The organism is Phaeodactylibacter xiamenensis, assembly GCF_000759025.1.
Lineage (GTDB): Bacteria > Bacteroidota > Bacteroidia > Chitinophagales > Saprospiraceae > Phaeodactylibacter > Phaeodactylibacter xiamenensis.
The window spans coordinates 229,299-248,693 of the sequence record NZ_JPOS01000029.1 but is presented as its reverse complement, the minus strand read 5'-3'; the positions used below and the strand labels follow the sequence as shown (position 1 = coordinate 248,693).

Genomic DNA, 19,395 nt, shown 5'->3' with positions numbered 1-19,395 from the left:
ATCCACATAGTTTCCGCTCGTGGTGTAGTCAGAAGTGCCAACCGTGTAAGTCTCCCCATCGCAAATTTCCTCCGTCAGATCAGTAAACAGCGTAGGGTGCACTGTCAGGTCCAGGGTAACGATACTATCGCAGCCGGTCACCACCGAACTGAGGGTATCTGTATAAATCCCTGTGGTATTGTAGACCGAAGTGCCTACAGTGTAAGTTTCGTAATCGCAAATTTCTTCTGTAAGACTGGTAAACAGCGTCTCGCTAGCCTGCTCGTAAACACTGCCCTGTCCTAGCAGGCAGCACAGCTCCCGCAGGCGCTCACTGAGGGCAAAGCGTTTTGTGCCTTGGCATAGCACGTGGTTTTTAGACAGCGTAAGCTGCCCAAAACTTGTCAAGACTTTTTTTTAGCGTTGCGGCTCTTTGGCAGTGGCCCATCTTGTTGGGTAGCTACCTTTTGGGCAAATTGGCGGGCTAAATCTAAAACGCTATTCTCATAAGCTGACGATGAGGTCGCGTTGGCTTGAGATTGCAGAAAGTCGAGTAGCTCGGCACGCATGCCACTTAGTATCTCGTCGGCAACTTGTTCTAGCTCGCTCGGGGTGGGGGTTGGCTTCTTCATACTTTAAAGATAGCTAACTTGTGCAATTTGTTATACACACCCTGTCAAAGTAGTACTGGCATTATTTGGCATTTTTGTATAAATTGAGACAAACAACGCGGGGAGCTCAGTTTTTGCCGATCCTCCTTCTTTTTTTTGCTAAAATTGCCAATGAAGTGTATTGAACCTTTAAGGCAAAATAATGTAGTATTAGTACTATTACCATTTCTGCCGCCGTCAGGTGATTTCGCTATTGCAGCCTCCCTTTCGGAGACAGGACTACCACAACCGAGTATGCTGAAGTTACGATCTGTTTCTTTCCTGTTTTTCCTGCTGAGCATTGTGCCCCTCTTTGCACAACAAACCTTCGAGACGAATCAAAACATCTACGATGAGTCGGAGGGTATTGTGTATGATCGTGAAATCACAGCAGACCTTAAATTACTGCAAACCAATGGCTTTGCCTTTGGAGTCAACTTTGCCCGCCTGAAAACTTATTACCTGACCCGGTACATCAATGTAGAATTCGGCGAAATCAAGCACCCGAAAGAGTACCGGCAAAGTTTTGACTTTCAGCGGCAGTCGGCACGTGTTTCCCGGGCTTTCGTTTTTGGTAAGCAGAATAACTTCTTTGTCCTTCGTACCGGCTTCGGCGAAAAGCGTTATTTTTCTGAAAAAGCCAAGCGGCGTGGCGTGGCGGTCGGCATCACTTACGAAGGCGGCCCGTCCCTCGGTTTGCTCAAGCCTTACTACCTTGAACTCATCCGTACCTCCGAGCCGGGCAGTGTCGATAACTTTGTGGTGCGCAGTGAAAAATACAGCGCTGACAACGCCAATACCTTTTTGGAAATCAGCCGTATCTATGGCTCTTCAGGTTTTGCCCAGGGACTGGGCGAACTGGAAGTGGTGCCCGGCATGCATGGCAAATTTGCCCTCCACTTTGACTGGGGTGCTTTCGATGAATTCGTGAAGGCAGTCGAAGCCGGAGTGATGGTTGATGTCTTTACGCGCACCATTCCGATTATGGTCGAATCACCGGAAGTCGTAAACACCGAGAACCGTCCTTTCTTTATCAATCTTTACGTAAATTTGCAGTTGGGCAAGCGCTGGTAGCGTAGTTTGCCGGTGCCTGTCTACAATTGATCCCAGCCCGGGACCAGGCTCTGTAGTAAATCTGGGTGTTTTGACGTTGATTTAACGAAGTGCGCCGAACACTTTTGTTAGCCCAATGACTCCATACTTCCCAAAACTATAAGCTTGGCCTGACTGTTGATTGATCGAAAATACATTACCGCAAAACCATTATCCGGATTTTGCGAAAGTCATAAAAACGATTCCCATGCTGGAATTACCTGTAGTAGAAAGCAAAGAACAACGACGTAAAAAGCCGGACTGGCTACGTGTGAAGCTGCCAATCGGGCCCAACTATAAGAAAGTCCGCAGCCTGGTGGACGACTACAACCTCCACACCATCTGCCAAAGCGGCAACTGCCCGAATATGGGCGAGTGCTGGGGTGCTGGTACTGCTACTTTCATGATCCTGGGCAACACCTGTACCCGGTCTTGCTCTTTTTGCGCAGTGAAGACCGGCCGTCCACCGGAGTATGATGAGGACGAGCCGCGCCGGGTAGCAGAAGCGATTGACCTGATGCAGGTGAAGCATGCCGTTATTACCTCCGTCAACCGCGATGAGCGTAAGGACCGGGGCGCAGAAGTCTGGTACCAAACCGTGCGCCATATCAAAGAGCGTACTCCTGAGGTAACAATCGAGACGCTTATCCCTGATGTACGGGCGACCTGGTGGGCCCTGGAGCGTATGATCAGCGCCGGGCAGGAAGTGGTTTCTCACAATATGGAAACCGTGGAAGCCCTGTACCGGAAAGTTCGCCCGCAGGCCAAGTACCACCGAAGCCTGGAGCAAATACAACGCACCAAGGATTACGGTAAGCGCACCAAGTCTGGCATTATGGTAGGCCTGGGTGAAACGGATGAACAGGTGTACAAAACCATGGATGACCTGCTGGAGCACGGTTGCGACGTGATGACCATCGGCCAGTACCTGCAGCCTACTAAGATGCACCTCGATGTGGTGGAATACGTCCACCCTGATAAATTCGCCGAGTATAAAGAAGTTGGCCTGTCTAAAGGCTTTGACTTTGTGGAAAGCGCGCCTTTGGTCCGTTCCAGCTACCACGCTGAGCGCCACCTGTAAGAACGGCTTTCTCTAAAAGACCTTGTTAACCGGAAGTTTGCACAGAGCAAGCTTCCGGTTTTCTTTTTAGTATCCGGCCTTATCGTTATGCTCTCCACACACAAAAGACCGGCTAACGTTTGGCAGCCGGGCTTTTGCATAAGTCTATTGAAATCACAGGGCATTACCGCATCAGCAGGACATCGCCTTTGTATAGTTCAATGACACCATCCACGAACTCAATCTCAGCGACGTAGACGTAGACGCCCCCGTTCATCAGTTCGCCCCGGTGAGTGCCATCCCAGCCGAAGGTAGGATCATTAGCCGGGAAGTCGTAGATTTCGTACATCGGTTCACCCCACCGGTTGTAAACCTGGAAGCTGTTGACCCGGATGACCTCAGGCCCCGCAAAGATGGTAAAGACATCATTGCTGCCATCTCCATTAGGCGAGAAGACATTCGGAATGAAAACATCCCGGTCTTTGTCTACGAATACCGTGATCTGATCGGTTGCCTGACAGTTGTTCTCATCAATTACGGTAACGAAATAAGACATCGTCACCTGCGGCGTGATCAACGGATCGACACAATCCAGGCAGGAGGGGCGTGCAGCTGTATCAATACGCCAAATGTACTGCGCAATCATATCATCGTTGGTAGTCTCTGCGTAGAGCTCTACACTTTCACCCAGCTCGATGTCTATATCATCGCCCAGATCAACGATTAGCTCTTCCGGCTGATTGACAATAACCTCTTGTAAATCTGTACAACCATTCGCATCCTGCACCTGTACAAGGTGTGAGCCGATGGTCAGGTTGGTAAACAGTGGGCTGCCTGACATTGGAGAGCCATCTATACCATAGACATATGGAGTGACCCCTCCTTCCACTGCGTCAACACTGACCACGCCTGCTTCATCGCCAAAGCAAAGGGGATCGGTAACACTTAGAGCGACATTCAAGCCTTCAGGTTCAATTAGTGTTGCTTCTGCTGAAGCAGTACACCCGTTAGCATCCGTTACGGTAAGGCTGTAAGTGCCAGCGCCGAGCTCATCAATGCCATCCAGGCGGCTTCCATTGCTCCAGGTATAACTGTAAGGTGGGATGCCACCGGTAACAATACCATTAATAAAGCCATCTGTTTCGGATGCGCAGCTCACGTTGAACTGATTGTATTCGGAAAGCAGCAACTCAATATCGACAGGCTCTGGTTGTGCCACTACGACCTGGAAGCTGCCGGAAATTTCAAATGGGGAGCTGTCCACCACATCAATACGATAGGTACCGGCCGGCAATTGGTCAATGACTTCTTCAAGGTTGTTGCCATCAATAGTGCCGTTGCCATTGGGCAGCCCTCCCGGCAGCGCCTGCCAGGTAAAGGTATAGGGCGGCGTACCTACCAGCACTTCAAAAGCTACCTCCCCGTCGGAGTCGTTGAAACAGCTGACATCCGTTGCTTCGTTGGCAAACTGCAGCTCGCAGGGGAAGACGGATAGCTCAAGGGTGACGATACTGTCACAGCCCGCTGCCGTAGTCAATGGAACGGTATAAGTGCCCGTTTGCGAGAAGCTTTCTGCGCCAACAGGGAAGGACTCTCCGTCGCAGATATTCTCCTGTAAAGTAATTTCGTACTCGGGATTAACGACCAGATCGAGCATGACGATACTATCACATCCAGTCACCACCGAGGTCAGCGTATCTGTATAACTGCCTGCCTCGCTGTAGGTCGAGGACCCAACACTAAAGGTTTCGCTTTCGCAAATCTCTTCCGTAAGCATAGTCATTTCGATCGGGTACACGGTCAGGTCCAGGGTGATGATACTGTCGCAGCCCGTCACCATTGAGCTAAGCGTGTCTACGAAAGTGCCGCTTGTAGTGTAGGTAGATGTGCCGACGCCAAAGCTCTCGCCATCGCAAATCTCCTGTGTGAGTGAGGTAAACAGGGTTGGGTGCACCGTCAGGTTGAGGGTAACGATACTATCGCAACCGGTCTCCACCGAACTGAGCGTATCTACATGCACGCCGGTCGTATTATAGGTGCTGCTGCCCACTGTAAAGGTCTCGTAGTCGCAGATTTCCTCCGTCAGTTCAGTGAACAGCGTCGGGTACACCGTCAGATCCAGCGTGACGATGCTGTCGCAACCGGTGGCTACCGAGGTAAGCGTATCCGCGTACATACCAGTGGTATTATAATTGCTGTTACCAACGGAGAAGGTCTCGTAGTCGCAAATCTCCTGTACCAGTTCCGTGCGGATTTCCTCCCGAACTGTCAGGTCAAGAGTAACTATGCTGTCGCAGCCGGTGATGACCGAGCTGAGCGTGTCCACATAGTTCCCAGTGGCATCGTAGGTAGAAGTGCCAACGGTATAGGTATCGCCAAAGCAAACGATTTCCGTCAGGTTCGTCATCGGAATGGGGTGCACCGTCAGATCCAGCGTAATGATACTGTCGCAGCCGGTGACGACCGAACTGAGCGTATCCACATAGTTCCCGCTCGTCGTGTAATCAGAAGTGCCAACGGTATAAGTCTCCCCATCGCAAATTTCCTCCGTCAGTTCGGTGAACAAGGTCGGATGCACGGTCAGGTCAAGCGTGACGATACTGTCGCAGCCGGTCACTACCGAGCTGAGCGTATCTACATGCACGCCGGTCGTATTGTAAGTACTACTGCCCACCGTGAAGGTTTCGTAATCACAGATTTCCTCCGTCAGCTCGGTGAACAAGGTCGGGTGTACGGTCAGGTCAAGCGTGACGATACTGTCGCAGCCAGTGGCGATCGAGGTGAGCGTATCCGCGTACATACCAGTAGTATTGTAGGTACTGTTGCCAACGGAGAAGGTCTCATAGTCGCAAATCTCCTGCACCAGCTCCGTTCGGATTTCCTCCCGTACCGTCAGGTCGAGCATGACAATACTATCGCAGCCGGTCACCGCTGAGGTCAACGTATCCACAAAGTTGCCAGTGGCATCATAGGTGGAAGTACCAACGGTATAGGTATCACCAAAACAAACAATTTCCGTCAGGCTCGTCATCGGGATGGGATACACCGTCAGGTCCAGTGTGATAATACTGTCGCAGCCTGTGACAACTGAGCTAAGGGTATCCACATAGTTTCCGCTCGTGGTGTAGTCAGAAGTGCCAACCGTGTAAGTCTCCCCATCGCAAATTTCCTCCGTCAGATCAGTAAACAGCGTAGGGTGCACTGTCAGGTCCAGGGTAACGATACTATCGCAGCCGGTCACCACCGAACTGAGGGTATCTGTATAAATCCCTGTGGTATTGTAGACCGAAGTGCCTACAGTGTAAGTTTCGTAATCGCAAATTTCTTCTGTAAGACTGGTAAACAGCGTTGGATTGACGGTAAGGTCAAGGGTAATAATACTGTCGCAGCCTGAGACAAAGGAAGTCAGCGTATCCATATACACGCCGGTCTGGAAATAAGGATTGCCCGCCACATTAAAAGTATCCCCTTCGCAAATGACAGGTGCCAGGTCGGTCCGTGGGAATGGAATGACGGTAAGATTGAGATTCACAATACTATCGCAGCCCTCCACGGAAATGAAGGTCTGAGAGTACATCCCGGTGGAGTCGTAAGGCGTTGTACCCACTGTGAAAGACTCTCCTTCGCATACTGTGCGGTTCAGATTGATTTCGAAGAAATCGCGTACCGTCAGGTTCAGGGTAACAATACTGTCACAGCCCGTCAGGTTAGAACTGAGGGTATCTACGTAGGTGCCTTCCACGTTGTAGGTGTTGCTACCAACCGTGTAGGAAGAGGCATTGCAAATGGTAATATCCAGGGTGTCCCGCTTCACGGGGAATACTGTCAGTTCAAGGCTGACAATACTATCGCAGCCATTTGCCGCAACGAGCGTATCCACATAGCTCCCGCTCATGGTGTAGCTGGATGGGCCCACTTCGTAAGACTCGAACTGACAAATGCTTTCTACCAGGTCAACTTCAGGTACATTGAGTACCGTCAGGTCCAGCATTACGATGCTATCACAGCCATTTGCCGCCACAAGGGTGTCGGTGTAGAATCCGGATGCGGTATAATCAGAAGTGCCTACCGTGTACGTTTCTCCATCACAAATTGACTCGGTAAGGCCTATTTCCGGTACATCAAGCACGGTCAGGTCCAGCGTGATGATACTGTCGCAGCCATTCGCCGCCTGTAAGGTATCTGCGTACATACCAGTCGTGGTATAATCTGAGGTACCTACCGTATAAGTCTCCCCGTCACAGATGGATTCTGTAAGGTCGGTCCGTGGGACATTCAGCACCGTAAGGTTGAGCCGGACAATACTGTCGCAACCCGTTTCCACCGCCGTGGTCACGTCTTCAAACATGCCTGTGGTGGTATAGTCGTTGCCCAGAATGGTTACGCTTTCCCCATCACAAATGGTGCTGTCTATCACCGTAATCCGGGTTGGGACAACGGTGAGGTTCAGGTAGAACACACTATCACAACCCGAAGCCGTAACAAAGTCATTAGGATAAAGCCCGGTCGCATCATAATCGGTGCCGGCTACGGTGAAGACTTCTCCTTCACATATAGAGGTGGACAGTGTATCCCGGATCACATCTTCGATCGTAAGCGTTAAATTGACGATACTGTCGCAGCCCTCAGGCGTCATCAGGGTGTCGGTATACATACCCGGCGAATCGTAGGTGCTGCTTCCCACCATTACTGCCTGTCCGGTACACACCTTACGGGTGATGTCCTCAATAATCGGGTCGAGGACAGTCAGGTTCAGGGTGATAACACTATCGCAGCCCGTGTTTATTGCCGGGAGCGTATCCATGTAGGTGCCCGTCACATCGTAAGTGGAAGTGCCCACTGTGAAACTGCCACCATTACATACTTCTTCATCGAGCGTTGTAAATACGGTTGGGATGACGTCAAGGTTCAGGGTGACGGTACTGTCGCAACCATCCGCTGCGGTCAATACCACGTCATAGGTACCCGTAGTATCAAAACTCATGCCTCCTACCGTGAAAGCGTCTCCTTCACAAATGGATTCGTCGAGCGTTGTTGTAATTTCCGGCTTGACGGTGAGCTCAACAATAACGGTACTATCGCAGCCCTCAGTGGTCATCAGCGGTACTTCATAAGTGCCGGTGGCCGTGAAGGTAGAGTCTCCGAGCACAAAATCATCTCCAAAGCACACCTCCGGCGTGATCGTTGTTTCAACGTTGGGGTTGACGAGCAGGTCAAGGAAGACGGTACTGTCGCATCCGTTGCTGGCCTGCAGCAGAACGGTGTACTCCCCGGTTGTGGTGAAAATTTCGGAGCCTACCATAGCGGTGTCCCCTTCGCAGATCTCTTCTTCCAGAAAAGTTTCGATAGGGTCAAGAATGGTAAGGTTTAAAATCACGGTACTATCACAATCGATACCCGGTGTTTGTGAAGGAAGCGTGATTTCTAAATCCGTTGTGCCGGCACTGTACTCATTACCGCCCACAGTCAGTGACTCTCCGTTACAGATGGTGGTGTCTATATTGGTTACCGGGTCATAAACGGTGAGGTCCAGCTGAAAAGTACTCTGACATCCACCCGGATCAGTGAAATTTCCCGAGTAGAAGCCCGTTTCGGTGAAAGTGGAACCACCGTTAAAAATATCCCCGATTATGACAAGCTCTCCTTCACAAACGGTTGTATCTACAATGATGAGGCCCGGCGAGGTAATTGTTAGGAACCCCACAGTGACCTGATCACACCCGAAGGCATTAGGAAGTATCACCTGAAAGGGGCCAGGCTGTGAAATGGGCACGCCCCCCGGCCCTCCGGCCATGTAGGGTAAAAGGGTTTCACAAATAAAGACCTCCCCTATATTTTGAAAGGTATTGGGGTTTACGGTAAGGTTGAGGATGACGGTACTATCGCATCCATCAGCAGTCGTCAGCGTTTCTTCGTACTGACCGGTTTGGTTAAGCGGAGTACCCTGGAAGATGTAGGTTTCATCCTCGCAGATTTCCGCCGTAATTAAAGTGGGCGGGATAGGAGGGATTACGGTTAAGTCCAGCTGCACCGGTTGCTGACAGCCATTCTGAAAATAGGAAAAGTTATAAACTCCCGTCTCAAAGAAAGGCGGAGAGCCCTGATAGGTATACGGCGCTTCATCCTGACAGATCACTTCGGTGATCATTTCGGTTGGGGGCGGTGTAGTTGAGATAGTGGTACAGTTGGGGATGCCCGCACCATTACAGGCGTTACTCGGCGTAACACAAATGGTGTAGTTCGCCTCATCTGGCAGGTTAATTGTCACTGTTTCCTGGTTGCCCTGATTAACCGGTGTGCCATTGACCGTCCACTGGTAGGCACCGGCATTTTGCACGCCGTTGACAGTTAAAGTCACTGTGCTGCCCGGGCAGTATGGCGGAGGCGTGGTGGGTATGATGTTGGGAACACCCGACACCGGTGGGACGGTAGTACTACCGGAAGTGACGTTGACGGTGAAGTCGCATACGTCATCATCGAAGCCATCCACAATGAAGAAATAAGTTGCTCCAACGGTAAGCCCGGTCATATTAAATGGCGTAGGGGTATTGGGGTTGACCTGGTAAGAACACTGTGAGACGAGGTTAAACGATGAGCAATCGGAAGTACCCCAAACTCCGATTTGCAGTCCATTCCCATCATTGCAGTTTTCCACAAGTACATTCATCGATATATTGGGTGTACCAGCGACAAAGCCCACCCATTGAACGTTGTGGGGCTGAATGGGCTGACCAGGGCAAAAATCAGGGGGTACCTGTTGCCCGGTATTGGGGTTATCGTTACTACTTGTGAACGTCGTAAAGTCACAAAGTACGCAAGCTGCACCGCAGTTGTTGGCAAGCGCCGGCTCACCGGGAGGGCATGGTCCGGGGGGTTGTTGTGCCCAAAGTGAGATAGTAGTCAGCGTCAAAAGGCAAAGGAGTAGATTTCTCTTCATGTTATGCAATCAAAGTCTTGAACGAACCAAATGATTTCTTCCGTTATCTCCATCAGGAGATGATCGTTGCATACAAAGAAGCAGCAGCGCCGTCATGGTTTTTGGGCGATAATAATTATTTTAGGTGTGTGCTTATTTGATTCTTTTGGTAGGTTTAGTGGGGTGCTTTACACGAATTGGACAGCAACGGCCAATAGCGCGCAGAGCATTTTATATCCGGGGCAGCTTGGGCAATTCATTGTTTAAACTTTAGCAAATATACCAAATCGAAGGGCAGTAAAGAAATAATTTAACAAGATGGCCCCGAAACCGCACCTTTTCTTTGGAGTACGAGGCTTTGTCCCAAAGCAAAACAAAAAACATACTTCAAATTCATTGCCCACTTGCCAAAAAAAATATTGAATTTGCATTCTGAACTACAGATCATCGGGAATTTATTAATGCAAGCCAAAATGTCGCCCAAATTACAAAATAACGGATTGCCGCAAGAAAAAACACCATCTTACCCTGCGGCGTTAAAGGTCTGTTAAACACGACGTGGCCCTGACAGGAATGTTTAACTTTAAGAGTTAAGTTCCTGTTTGATAGGTCAAAGTTCTTATTTGCTTCAGATAAGAACCCCTATTAAACACAAACCAAGAAGGTCGTTCTTTATGAATAAAAAAGCAATCTGGGCGATAATCGGACTGATGAGTGCCGCTGTTCTGGGCGTGGTCATCTTACAAATGGACCTCATCCGCACGGCCGTTGCAGTGAATGAAGAACGCTTCGAGAAAAATATTTATGCCGCGCTTAATGCCGTGACGCGCAGGCTGGAGACCGAAGAAAGCCAAGAGGTGCTTGAATACTCGCTGAATGGCTTCCAAACCGCTTATTATCAGGAAGCCACCGGGACAAAACTTGACCTGCCTGGTAATTTGCCCCCTAACTTCAACTGGGGCCCCTCCGATATTGCTAATGGCGGCAATCAGGTGAGCCGTGGTGCATGGCTCAACTGGCTTACGGCAGAGCTACTGAACGACTGTAACTCTCCCGAATGCCGTAAACGAAAGGACACTTATCGCAAGTTAATGGTGATTTTCGAACAAAGCGCTCGGGGGATTCCGTTAGAAGAGCGTATTAAGTTAAAAAAGCTGGACAAATTTCTTAAGCAGGAACTTTCTAACCGGGGTATAGATACCGAATACAGTTACGGCGTTTTTTCCAGAGAAAAAAACAGCTTTATTATCGCTGACGGGCACTACGTGGTAGAGGACGATCAGCCAAAGGAAATCCTGCCGGGCTTCCGGACTATTTTTAACTCCCGCTATAAAGTGGACCTGTTTCCGGAAGATGCAACGGCTCCAGGCATGCTGATGATCCACTTCCCGCAACGTACCAGCTTTGTTTGGAGATCCCTGTGGCTCAACTTCTTAGGATCCATAATTTTTACAACTATTATCCTCTTTTGCTTTGCTTACACCATCAATGTGATTTTCCGGCAAAAGAAGCTCTCGTCCATGAAAACGGACTTCATTAATAACATGACGCATGAGTTCAAAACGCCGATCGCGACGATTTCCCTGGCCGCGGATTCCATCACAAGCCCGATGATCGCGGGTAAAGCAGACAAGGTTGGGCGCTTCGCCAACATAATAAAACAAGAAAATAAACGTATGAATAGTCAGGTAGAGAAAGTTCTACAAATGGCTTTGATTGACAAAAAGGACTTTTCGCTGAAAGTTTCTGATGTCAACCTACATGACATTATTTATAACGCGGTAGAAAACATCGGCCTGCAGGTCGAAAAAAAAGATGGTAAAGCCTGGGCAGAGCTGGAAGCCAGCAACCCGATGATTGAGGGAGACAATATCCACATCTCCAACATCATCAATAACTTGCTGGACAATGCGAATAAGTATTCGCCAGACAAGCCTGAGATTTCGGTTCATACCCGCAACGTCCCGAACGGCGTAGAAGTCACCATCTCCGATAAGGGCATCGGTATGAACAAAGAGCAGCGCAAGCATATCTTTGACAAATTCTACCGGGTACACACCGGTGATGTGCATGATGTAAAGGGTTTCGGCTTAGGCCTCAGTTATGTCAAAGCCATGATGACCGCCCATCAGGGGCAGATTGATGTGAAAAGTGAACTGGGCAAAGGCAGTAGCTTTACGCTCTTTTTCCCTTACAAACAGTAAAAAATGGTGCAGCACCCGACTGAAAAAAAACTAACTCCAGAACAGAAAACCTCCGACTATGACAGAAAATAAGATACTCCTGGTAGAAGATGACCAAAATTTCGGCGACGTCCTGCGCTCCTATCTGGAAATGCACGACTATGACGTCACCCTGGCAACTGATGGAGAGCAAGGGCTCGAAAAATACAATGAAGGCACCTATGATTTGTGCATTTTTGATGTCATGATGCCTAAGAAAGATGGGTTCACCCTGGCTAAGGAAATCCGCGAAAAGGATGAGGACATGCCCATTATTTTCCTGACGGCAAAGACGATGAAGGAGGATGTAGTCAAAGGATTTAAAATTGGAGCCGACGACTATATCTCCAAGCCTTTCAATTCCGAAGAGCTGCTTTACCGTATTCAGGCTATTTTGAAGCGTAGTCAGGCTAAAGCCGACCCACGAGAAGAAATCAAGGAGTTTACTATCGGGAAGTACCACTTTAACTTCCCCTTACGTATCCTGACATTCGACCCGGACGGCCCGGAGGAGGAAGAAAACAAACTGTCTCCTAAGGAAGCACAATTGCTGCGGATGTTTGCCATGTACATGAACGACATTCTGCCACGCTCCGAAGCCCTGACCAAAATTTGGGGAGAAGACAATTACTTCACCGCGCGTAGTATGGACGTCTTCGTTACCAAGCTCCGCAAGTACCTGAAGAAAGACAACAACATCGAAATCGTCAATATTCATGGCAACGGCTTTCAGCTCCTCGTGCGGGCTGAGGAAGGTGCTTCCAAATAAAAGAGAGAATTCCGGTGGTTTTCCATCTTTTTTTGTTCAGAGCGACCAATTCATTTGGCAGTAAATGAACAAATAAGTATATTTGTGAAACTACAATACTTGATCAAACCAGACTTAACTTAAAAGTCTGTTTAAGAATAGTTTTTGGGATTATGATTCCGGCTGGGTAGAAAAATGCTACCTGGCCTTTTTTTATGCCCGCAATCGCCTATTTTTGCGACTAAAAGCCGTGTACAAATCCCTGCTCAAACCTATCTTTTTCCGCTTCTCACCGGAGCGGGCGCATCATATTACCCTTAGCCTTTTCAATTTTGGATTGTCGGTGCCTGGCGTCGGCGCGTTGCTGCGGCGTCTATACCGCTATAAGCATCCTGCCCTGCGCCGCGAGCTCTTCGGGCTGACTTTTGAGAACCCTGTAGGGCTGGCTGCCGGATTTGATAAGGACGGGAAGCACTACAAAACGATGGCCAACCTGGGCTTTGGCTTTATTGAGGTAGGCACCGTTACGCCAAAGGGTCAGGACGGCAACCCGCAGCCCCGCCTGTTCCGCCTGCCGGCTGACGAGGGCCTCATCAACCGGATGGGCTTTAACAACGACGGTGTGGAAGCGCTGGTGAATCGCCTGAAGCGGTATGGTAAGCCCAAAGGCGTTATCATTGGCGGCAATATTGGCAAAAACAAAGTGACCCCCAACGAGCAGGCGGCTGATGATTACGTCAAATGCTTCGAAGCGTTATTTCCCTACGTCGACTACTTCGTGGTCAACGTCAGTTCGCCCAATACGCCCAACCTGCGCGACCTTCAGGAAAAAGAGCCGCTGTCAAAGCTGCTGCAGCTGCTGCAGGACCTCAACCAGGCTAAGCCGGCCCCTAAGCCACTACTCCTCAAAATCGCTCCGGACCTTACTGATGGGCAACTGGATGACATCCTCGACATTGCCCGGGAAACGCAGCTCGATGGCCTCATTGCCACCAACACCACCATCAGCCGGGAAGGCCTGGCCACGCCCGCATCAAAAGTGGAAGCCATAGGCGCCGGAGGGCTCAGCGGCCAGCCTGTCAAAGCGCGCGCGACTGAGGTAATCCGCTACCTGGCACAGCGCAGCAACGGTGCTTTCAAAATCATCGGCGTGGGCGGTATTAGCAGCCCTGAGGATGCCATCGAGAAGCTGGATGCCGGCGCTGACCTCATCCAAATCTACTCCGGCCTGGTATACGAAGGCCCAGGGCTGGTGCGGCGGATTAATCAGGCGCTGGCTGCACGGTAGGTTGCCCGAAATGGGGTTCACGCGGAGACCGCTAAGGTTTCACGCAGCGCACGCTAAGGGGGACGCGGAGAGCGCTAAGCATTCCGGAGGACGGCCCTTACACTGCGACCTTTGCGCGATCTCCTCATCCCTTTGCGTGAACCACAGTATGAAGGTTTTACGCAGCGCACGCTAAGGGGGACGCGGAGAGCGCAGAGCATTCCGGAGGACGGCCCTTACGCTGCGGCCTTTGCGCGATCTCTTCCTTCCCTTTGCGTGAACCACAGTATGAAGGTTTCACGCAGCGCACGCTAAGGGGGACGCGGAGAGCGGAGAGCACTCCGGAGGACGGCCCTTACACTGCGACCTTTGCGTGATCTCTTCCTCCCTTTGTGTGAACCCTCCTGCCTCTCCAATACTCACATTATAAAAAACCACTATGGCATCGTTTTTGAAGTAAATATTTCGCCTGCTTAGTAGGACCAATCAGCATCGCTGAGCGAAAATTTCTGCAGCGCATTTATCTATTGCTTAAACCAACTTCAATACCATGCAAGAGCGTACTTACCGACTCTATCAGGACATTCGGTTCTGGCTAGCCCTGGCTTCTTTCTGCCTACTCCTTTGGATGACCATGAAAGGCTATCCGGTGTGAAACCAACAGGATCTGATTACAAACAGCAGCCCCGCTAAGTGACCAATGGATCAGCTTGGCGGGGCTTTGTTTTACAACCAAGAGGACACAATTGATGGTATTATTTTCCGTACCTTTAGCACAGACCGAAATTCAGGATGATGCCCAAAAAATTCAATAGCACCGGTACTTGTTATCCTACGCTGCATTACATGGCAGACATCAGCGCCAAGGTTGACGCCATTATGAACATGGTGGTTGAAGGCGAATATTTCACCATCAACCGGCCCCGGCAATACGGCAAAACCACTATGCTGGCTACACTAAATGATGCGCTTTCAAACAGCAGTGCGTATTCCCCTATTAGAATGAACTTTCAGGGCATTGACAGTAAGTGGCATGAGACGGACGCTGCTTTTGCGCAAATGGTGGTCAGCCAGATGAAAACAATCCTGGAATATCAGGATAAGCAACTATTTGAAGTTATTCAGGAAAAAGAGGCGGAGGTCGATGGAATGGATGGGCTGTCAAGGTTAATCACACACCTGGCGCATCGGTCCAGGAAAAAACTGGTCCTGCTCATCGACGAAGTGGACGCAAGCAGCAACTACTGGCCCTTCCTCCGCTTTCTGGGCATGCTGCGGAGTAAATACCTTGACCGGTTCTCTCCCCAGCATGCGACCTTTCACAGCGTGGTACTGGCGGGCGTGCATGATGTAAAGTCACTGAAATCCAGAATCCGGCCGGGAGAAGACAATACCGGGCAGTATAACAGCCCCTGGAATATCGCTGCCGACTTCAAAGTAACGATGAGCTTTCTGCCAGAGGAGATTGTGCCTATGCTGGAGGACTTCGCACAGGAACAGCACGTGCAACTCAATGCTCCGCATTTGGCCGAAAGGCTATACTACTACACTTCCGGCTATCCCTTTCTGGTAAGCAAGCTTTGCAAAATTATGGCGGAGGAAATCCTGCCAGCAAAAACAGAAAAAGTATTAACCGATGCCGACCTGGAGCAAGCCGTACAGCAATTGCTGCGGGAGGACAATACCAACTTTGAGAGCCTCATCAAAAACCTCGAGAACAACCCGGAACTGTACAACTTAGCTTTTCAGGTGATTATAAATGGAGCAAACATACCTTTCAATCCGGATGAGCCCATAACAGCGATGGGACGTTTATACGGTATTTTCAAGTCTAACGGGCGGCTCAGCATTCACAACAGAATTTATGAGCAACGCCTGTACAGCTATATGACGGCAAAGTACTATCGGGAGCAGCTCAGTCAGGAACAAGAGGTTTCTCCGGGCCTCTACACTACCCCCGATGGACAGGGGCTCGACCTGGAGCGGGCACTGCTCCGTTTCCAGCAGTACCTGCGCGAGCAGCACAGCAAACGGGACGAGCATTTTCTGGAACGGCACTGGCGCCTCGTCTTTCTGGCCTTTCTAAAGCCCATCATCAATGGCAAAGGGCACGACTTTAAGGAGGCACAAATCTCCGAAGAAAAGCGGCTGGATGTCGTTGTCACCTACAATCACCAAAAATACATCATAGAGCTCAAACGCTGGTACGGCGAGCAGGCGCATCAGCGCGGTTTGCTGCAACTCGCGGACTACCTGCAGCGGCAAGGCATGGATGAAGGCTACCTCCTCATCTTCGACCCACGCCGTCAGGGGGACGTGCCGGCGCATGGGTGGGAGGAAGTGGAGGGGAAGCGGGTGTTTGTGGTTTGGGTGTGAGGTTCTACGCCACCACCTCCTTCACCACCTTCAAGCTCAGGTCCAAACTCTGAGCCGAGTGCGTCAGCGCACCTACAGAGACGTAGTCCACGCCCGTCAGCGCCACTTCGCGGACGTTGTGAATGTTGACGCCGCCGGAAGCCTCTGTTTCAAAGCGCTTGTTGACCGTATGCACGGCTTCTTCCATCAGCGGCAGTTCAAAGTTGTCCAGCAGGATACGGGTGACCTGCCCAACCTGAAGGACCTCGTGCAGCTCTACCAGATTGCGGACCTCCACTGTAACGCCAAGGTCCGTACCTTTTTCTTTTTGATAAGCTGCTACCCGCTCGATGGCTGCCGTAATACTTCCACAGGCATCAATATGGTTGTCCTTGATCATAATCCAGTCGAAGAGGCCAAAGCGGTAGTTGTCACAGCCGCCTAACTTCACTGCCAGTTTTTCCAATGGGCGGATCAGCGGCGTGGTCTTACGCGTATCGAGGATGGTCACATTCAGGTCTTCCACCTCAAATTTGAAGCGGTTGCTCAGGGTAGCAATTCCGGTCATGCGTTGCATGGTATTGAGCACGAGGCGTTCGGCACGCAGCAGTGCCTGCGCATTGCATTCTACCTCAAAAGCCACGTCGCCGTAGCTGACGGGCTGACCGTCTTTCACCTTTGGGGTGAAGGTTGAGCTGGGGTCCACATGCCGGAAAATGTAGGCGGCAACATCCATCCCGGCGATCACGCCCGGATCTTTGACGTACAGGCGGGCCTTTGACCGCGCATCTGAGGGAATACAAGCCAGGGAAGTATGGTCACCATCTCCCACATCTTCTTTTAGTGCCTGTGTAACGAAAAAATCGAGGTAGTCTTGAAGTTCTGCCATGTTTGTGCTCATACCCTGTTTGTTTTGTGCCCGGATTTAATGCTGCCCGGCAGTGCGCCAGGTAGCTTTTGGGCCGCAAAGGTAAAGCTTTTCAGGCAAATTATCCAGTGGTGATGGAAGGTAAGCCGATGAAGGTTCACGCAAAGTACGCGAAGGATTACGCTAAGTGCGCCAAGAATTCAGTAGGCTGCATCGCGCTGCGGCCTTTGCGAAACCCTTCCTTTGCGTGAACTCCTCTCTCTAGAACAACACCCCCAGCCGCAGCACAACGCCCCGCGCTACGCCTTTGCTGTCCTCAGCATCCTGATTGGAAACGCTGTTGTCCAGATAAACGGTGTCATCATCTTTGGTCACATCCGTGAAGCCAAACTGCAGGCCAATGCCCGCTACCAGAGAAGTGCTTTCAGAAACGCTGTACTCAATGCCGCCATTCAGCCCCCAGAAAAGGTTCAGCAGGCGTACGTCTGGCCGGATGTTGATGTCATTGCATTCTTCCTCATCGTCAGCATTGCGAATGTCGCCTTTGGCCTGCGTGCGGAAACCGATGCCAACATTAGGCTCCATGAAGTAGCGGATGTAGCCGAATTCCCGGGTGCGCATTTTTAGCCCGATCGGGATTTCCACGTACTGAATAGAATATTTCAAATTGGGCGCCTGCTGCTCTTCCATGAAGAAAGCACAATCGGCAGGGACTTCAGAGTTGGCCCAGTAAATACCGGTATTGGAGTGCAGCAGCGTACCCCCTGAATTGAAAGAAAACCCTAAGCCCGTGGCTAATGCGTAGTTTTCCTGAAAATAAAACTCGCCCATCAGGCCCAGCTTCAGGCCCAGGTTGGTACCATTGGTGCTGATGGAGTTTTTATCGGTAGACATCCAGTTGAAAGCGGGGCTGACCTGAAAGCCAAAGCGGACCGCCTGCTGAGCTTCCGCTAAGGTGGAAAGGCCAATCAGGAAAGCAGCAAAAACAACAATTTTTTTCATCTTCTTCAGTTTTTGTAAGCAGGTGTATGATCAGGAAGCGTCTGTGCTCTTGATGCAAAAATAAACGTACATCGTCAAACGTGGCGGTAAAATATAAAAAACACAACGTTAATGTTTAATGCAATACCATTAGCTTCGCGATTCCAAACCACAAACTCAACTTTTATGAGCGTAAAACGGATGCATTTGTTCGCTTTTTTGATCGCAGCCACCCTGATTTGGGGCTGCCAAACGGGGGAACAGGAATTTATACCCGATGTTTCAGGCATAGAAGCGGAGGTGGATATCCGGCGCTTCGATCAGGCGCTCTTTCAGCTGGATACGAATAACATGCAGGCAGCTCTGGAAGGGCTGATGGAAGACTATCCGGAACTGGGCGACCTTTACTTCAGCCGCATCCTCCGGGCCAACGACCCGCGCATGGCACCCGATGGGCCCGCTCCCTATGTCAAAGGGTTCCTGCAGCACGAGCCGGTGCGCAACCTTTATGATTCCGTACAGGTACACTACCCGGACCTGTCAGATATAGAGGAGGAGCTGGAGCAGGCGTTCCGGTTTTTCCAGTATTATTTCCCCGATGAGCCAGTACCCACCGTCTCCACACTAATTTCGGAATACGCAGTAGCGGCTTTCGTGTACGGTGAAAACGACCTGGGAGTTTCTCTGGATTATTTTCTCGGAGAGGATTACCCCTACCAAAAGCTGAACCCCCGCGATCCGGCATTTTCAGCTTACCTCACCCGTACCTTCAACCGGCAGCACCTGACTTCCAAAGCCATTCAGACCCTCATCAACGGGCTCGTGCCCCCGCCCCGGCAGCAACGCCTTATCGACCTGATGGTCAACAACGGCAAAAAGCTCTACATCCTGGACAAACTCCTGCCTTACGCTCCGGACAGCGTCAAACTGGAAGTGACCGGCGAGCAGGTGGAATGGCTAAACGATAATGAGCTGGAAATGTGGGCTTTCTTCATCAAAGAGGACCTGATGTACGAGACGGACAGCCGCAAAATCCGAAAATTCGTGGATTACAGCCCCCACTCTCCGGGCATGCCGGAAGAAGCGCCCGGCCGTACCGCCAACTGGGTGGGCTGGCAGATCGTCCGGGCCTACATGCAACGGCACCCGGAGGCGACGATGCAGGACCTCATTGCGCTGGAGGACGCACAGGCCCTGCTCGATGCCAGCCGCTACAAACCTGGCCGGTAAACGCCCGAAATTTTGTATCTTTGCATA

11 protein-coding genes and 1 pseudogene are annotated in these 19,395 nt (G+C 50.7%); 7 read left to right on the top strand and 5 right to left on the bottom strand.

What is annotated here, in order from left to right:
- Together IX84_RS12215 and IX84_RS12210 are read right to left on the bottom strand one after the other, a co-directional pair.
- Positions 1-387, bottom strand: a pseudogene (locus tag IX84_RS12215) (hypothetical protein); the annotation flags it as partial.
- Positions 384-611: a hypothetical protein gene (locus IX84_RS12210; RefSeq protein ID WP_044220747.1), complete on the bottom strand. Its 228-nt coding sequence runs from the start codon at positions 609-611 to the stop codon at positions 384-386. The gene IX84_RS12210 and the pseudogene IX84_RS12215, both read right to left, overlap by 4 nt.
- A gap of 273 nt (positions 612-884) precedes the next feature.
- Between IX84_RS12210 and IX84_RS12205 the strand changes: the two genes are divergently transcribed.
- Together IX84_RS12205 and lipA are read left to right on the top strand one after the other, a co-directional pair.
- Entirely contained in the window at positions 885-1,703 is an 819-nt protein-coding gene (locus IX84_RS12205; protein WP_044220742.1) for a hypothetical protein, read from the top strand.
- A gap of 226 nt (positions 1,704-1,929) precedes the next feature.
- Positions 1,930-2,802, top strand: a complete 873-nt coding sequence (gene lipA / locus IX84_RS12200; RefSeq protein ID WP_044220817.1) for a lipoyl synthase — start codon at positions 1,930-1,932, stop codon at positions 2,800-2,802.
- A gap of 163 nt (positions 2,803-2,965) precedes the next feature.
- Here the strand turns inward: lipA and IX84_RS12195 are convergent, their stop codons facing one another.
- A complete protein-coding gene (locus IX84_RS12195) occupies positions 2,966-9,718 on the bottom strand; it encodes a T9SS type B sorting domain-containing protein (protein ID WP_081968726.1) in 6,753 nt (2,250 codons plus the stop codon).
- 653 nt (positions 9,719-10,371) lie between these two features.
- Here IX84_RS12195 and IX84_RS12190 point away from each other — a divergent pair.
- The 4 genes from IX84_RS12190 (at position 10,372) to IX84_RS12175 (ending at position 16,310) form a co-directional block, all read left to right on the top strand.
- Positions 10,372-11,901: a sensor histidine kinase gene (locus IX84_RS12190; RefSeq protein WP_044220733.1), complete on the top strand. Its 1,530-nt coding sequence runs from the start codon at positions 10,372-10,374 to the stop codon at positions 11,899-11,901.
- A gap of 58 nt (positions 11,902-11,959) precedes the next feature.
- Complete coding sequence (locus IX84_RS12185) at positions 11,960-12,688, top strand: response regulator transcription factor (RefSeq protein WP_044220729.1); 729 nt, start codon at positions 11,960-11,962, stop codon at positions 12,686-12,688.
- Positions 12,689-12,917: 229 nt separating this feature from the next.
- Positions 12,918-13,955 carry a quinone-dependent dihydroorotate dehydrogenase gene (locus tag IX84_RS12180; protein ID WP_044220727.1) on the top strand — a complete coding sequence of 346 codons (1,038 nt, stop codon included), beginning with the start codon at positions 12,918-12,920 and terminating at the stop codon, positions 13,953-13,955.
- 771 nt (positions 13,956-14,726) lie between these two features.
- Positions 14,727-16,310, top strand: coding sequence for an AAA-like domain-containing protein (locus IX84_RS12175; protein WP_052515971.1), 1,584 nt, complete (start codon positions 14,727-14,729; stop codon positions 16,308-16,310).
- Positions 16,311-16,314: 4 nt separating this feature from the next.
- Here IX84_RS12175 and nadC read toward each other — a convergent pair whose 3' ends face one another.
- Both nadC and IX84_RS12165 read right to left on the bottom strand, forming a co-directional pair.
- On the bottom strand, positions 16,315-17,190 hold the full coding sequence (gene nadC, locus IX84_RS12170) for a carboxylating nicotinate-nucleotide diphosphorylase (protein ID WP_063978267.1): 876 nt from the start codon (positions 17,188-17,190) through the stop codon (positions 16,315-16,317).
- A gap of 228 nt (positions 17,191-17,418) precedes the next feature.
- A complete protein-coding gene (locus IX84_RS12165; protein WP_044220720.1) occupies positions 17,419-18,159 on the bottom strand; it encodes a porin family protein in 741 nt (246 codons plus the stop codon).
- 165 nt (positions 18,160-18,324) lie between these two features.
- Here IX84_RS12165 and gldB point away from each other — a divergent pair, with 165 nt between their 5' ends.
- The gene (gene gldB, locus IX84_RS12160) at positions 18,325-19,368 is read left to right on the top strand and encodes a gliding motility lipoprotein GldB (protein ID WP_044220717.1); all 1,044 of its coding nucleotides are present in this window, start codon (positions 18,325-18,327) and stop codon (positions 19,366-19,368) included.
- Positions 19,369-19,395 lie beyond the last annotated feature (27 nt).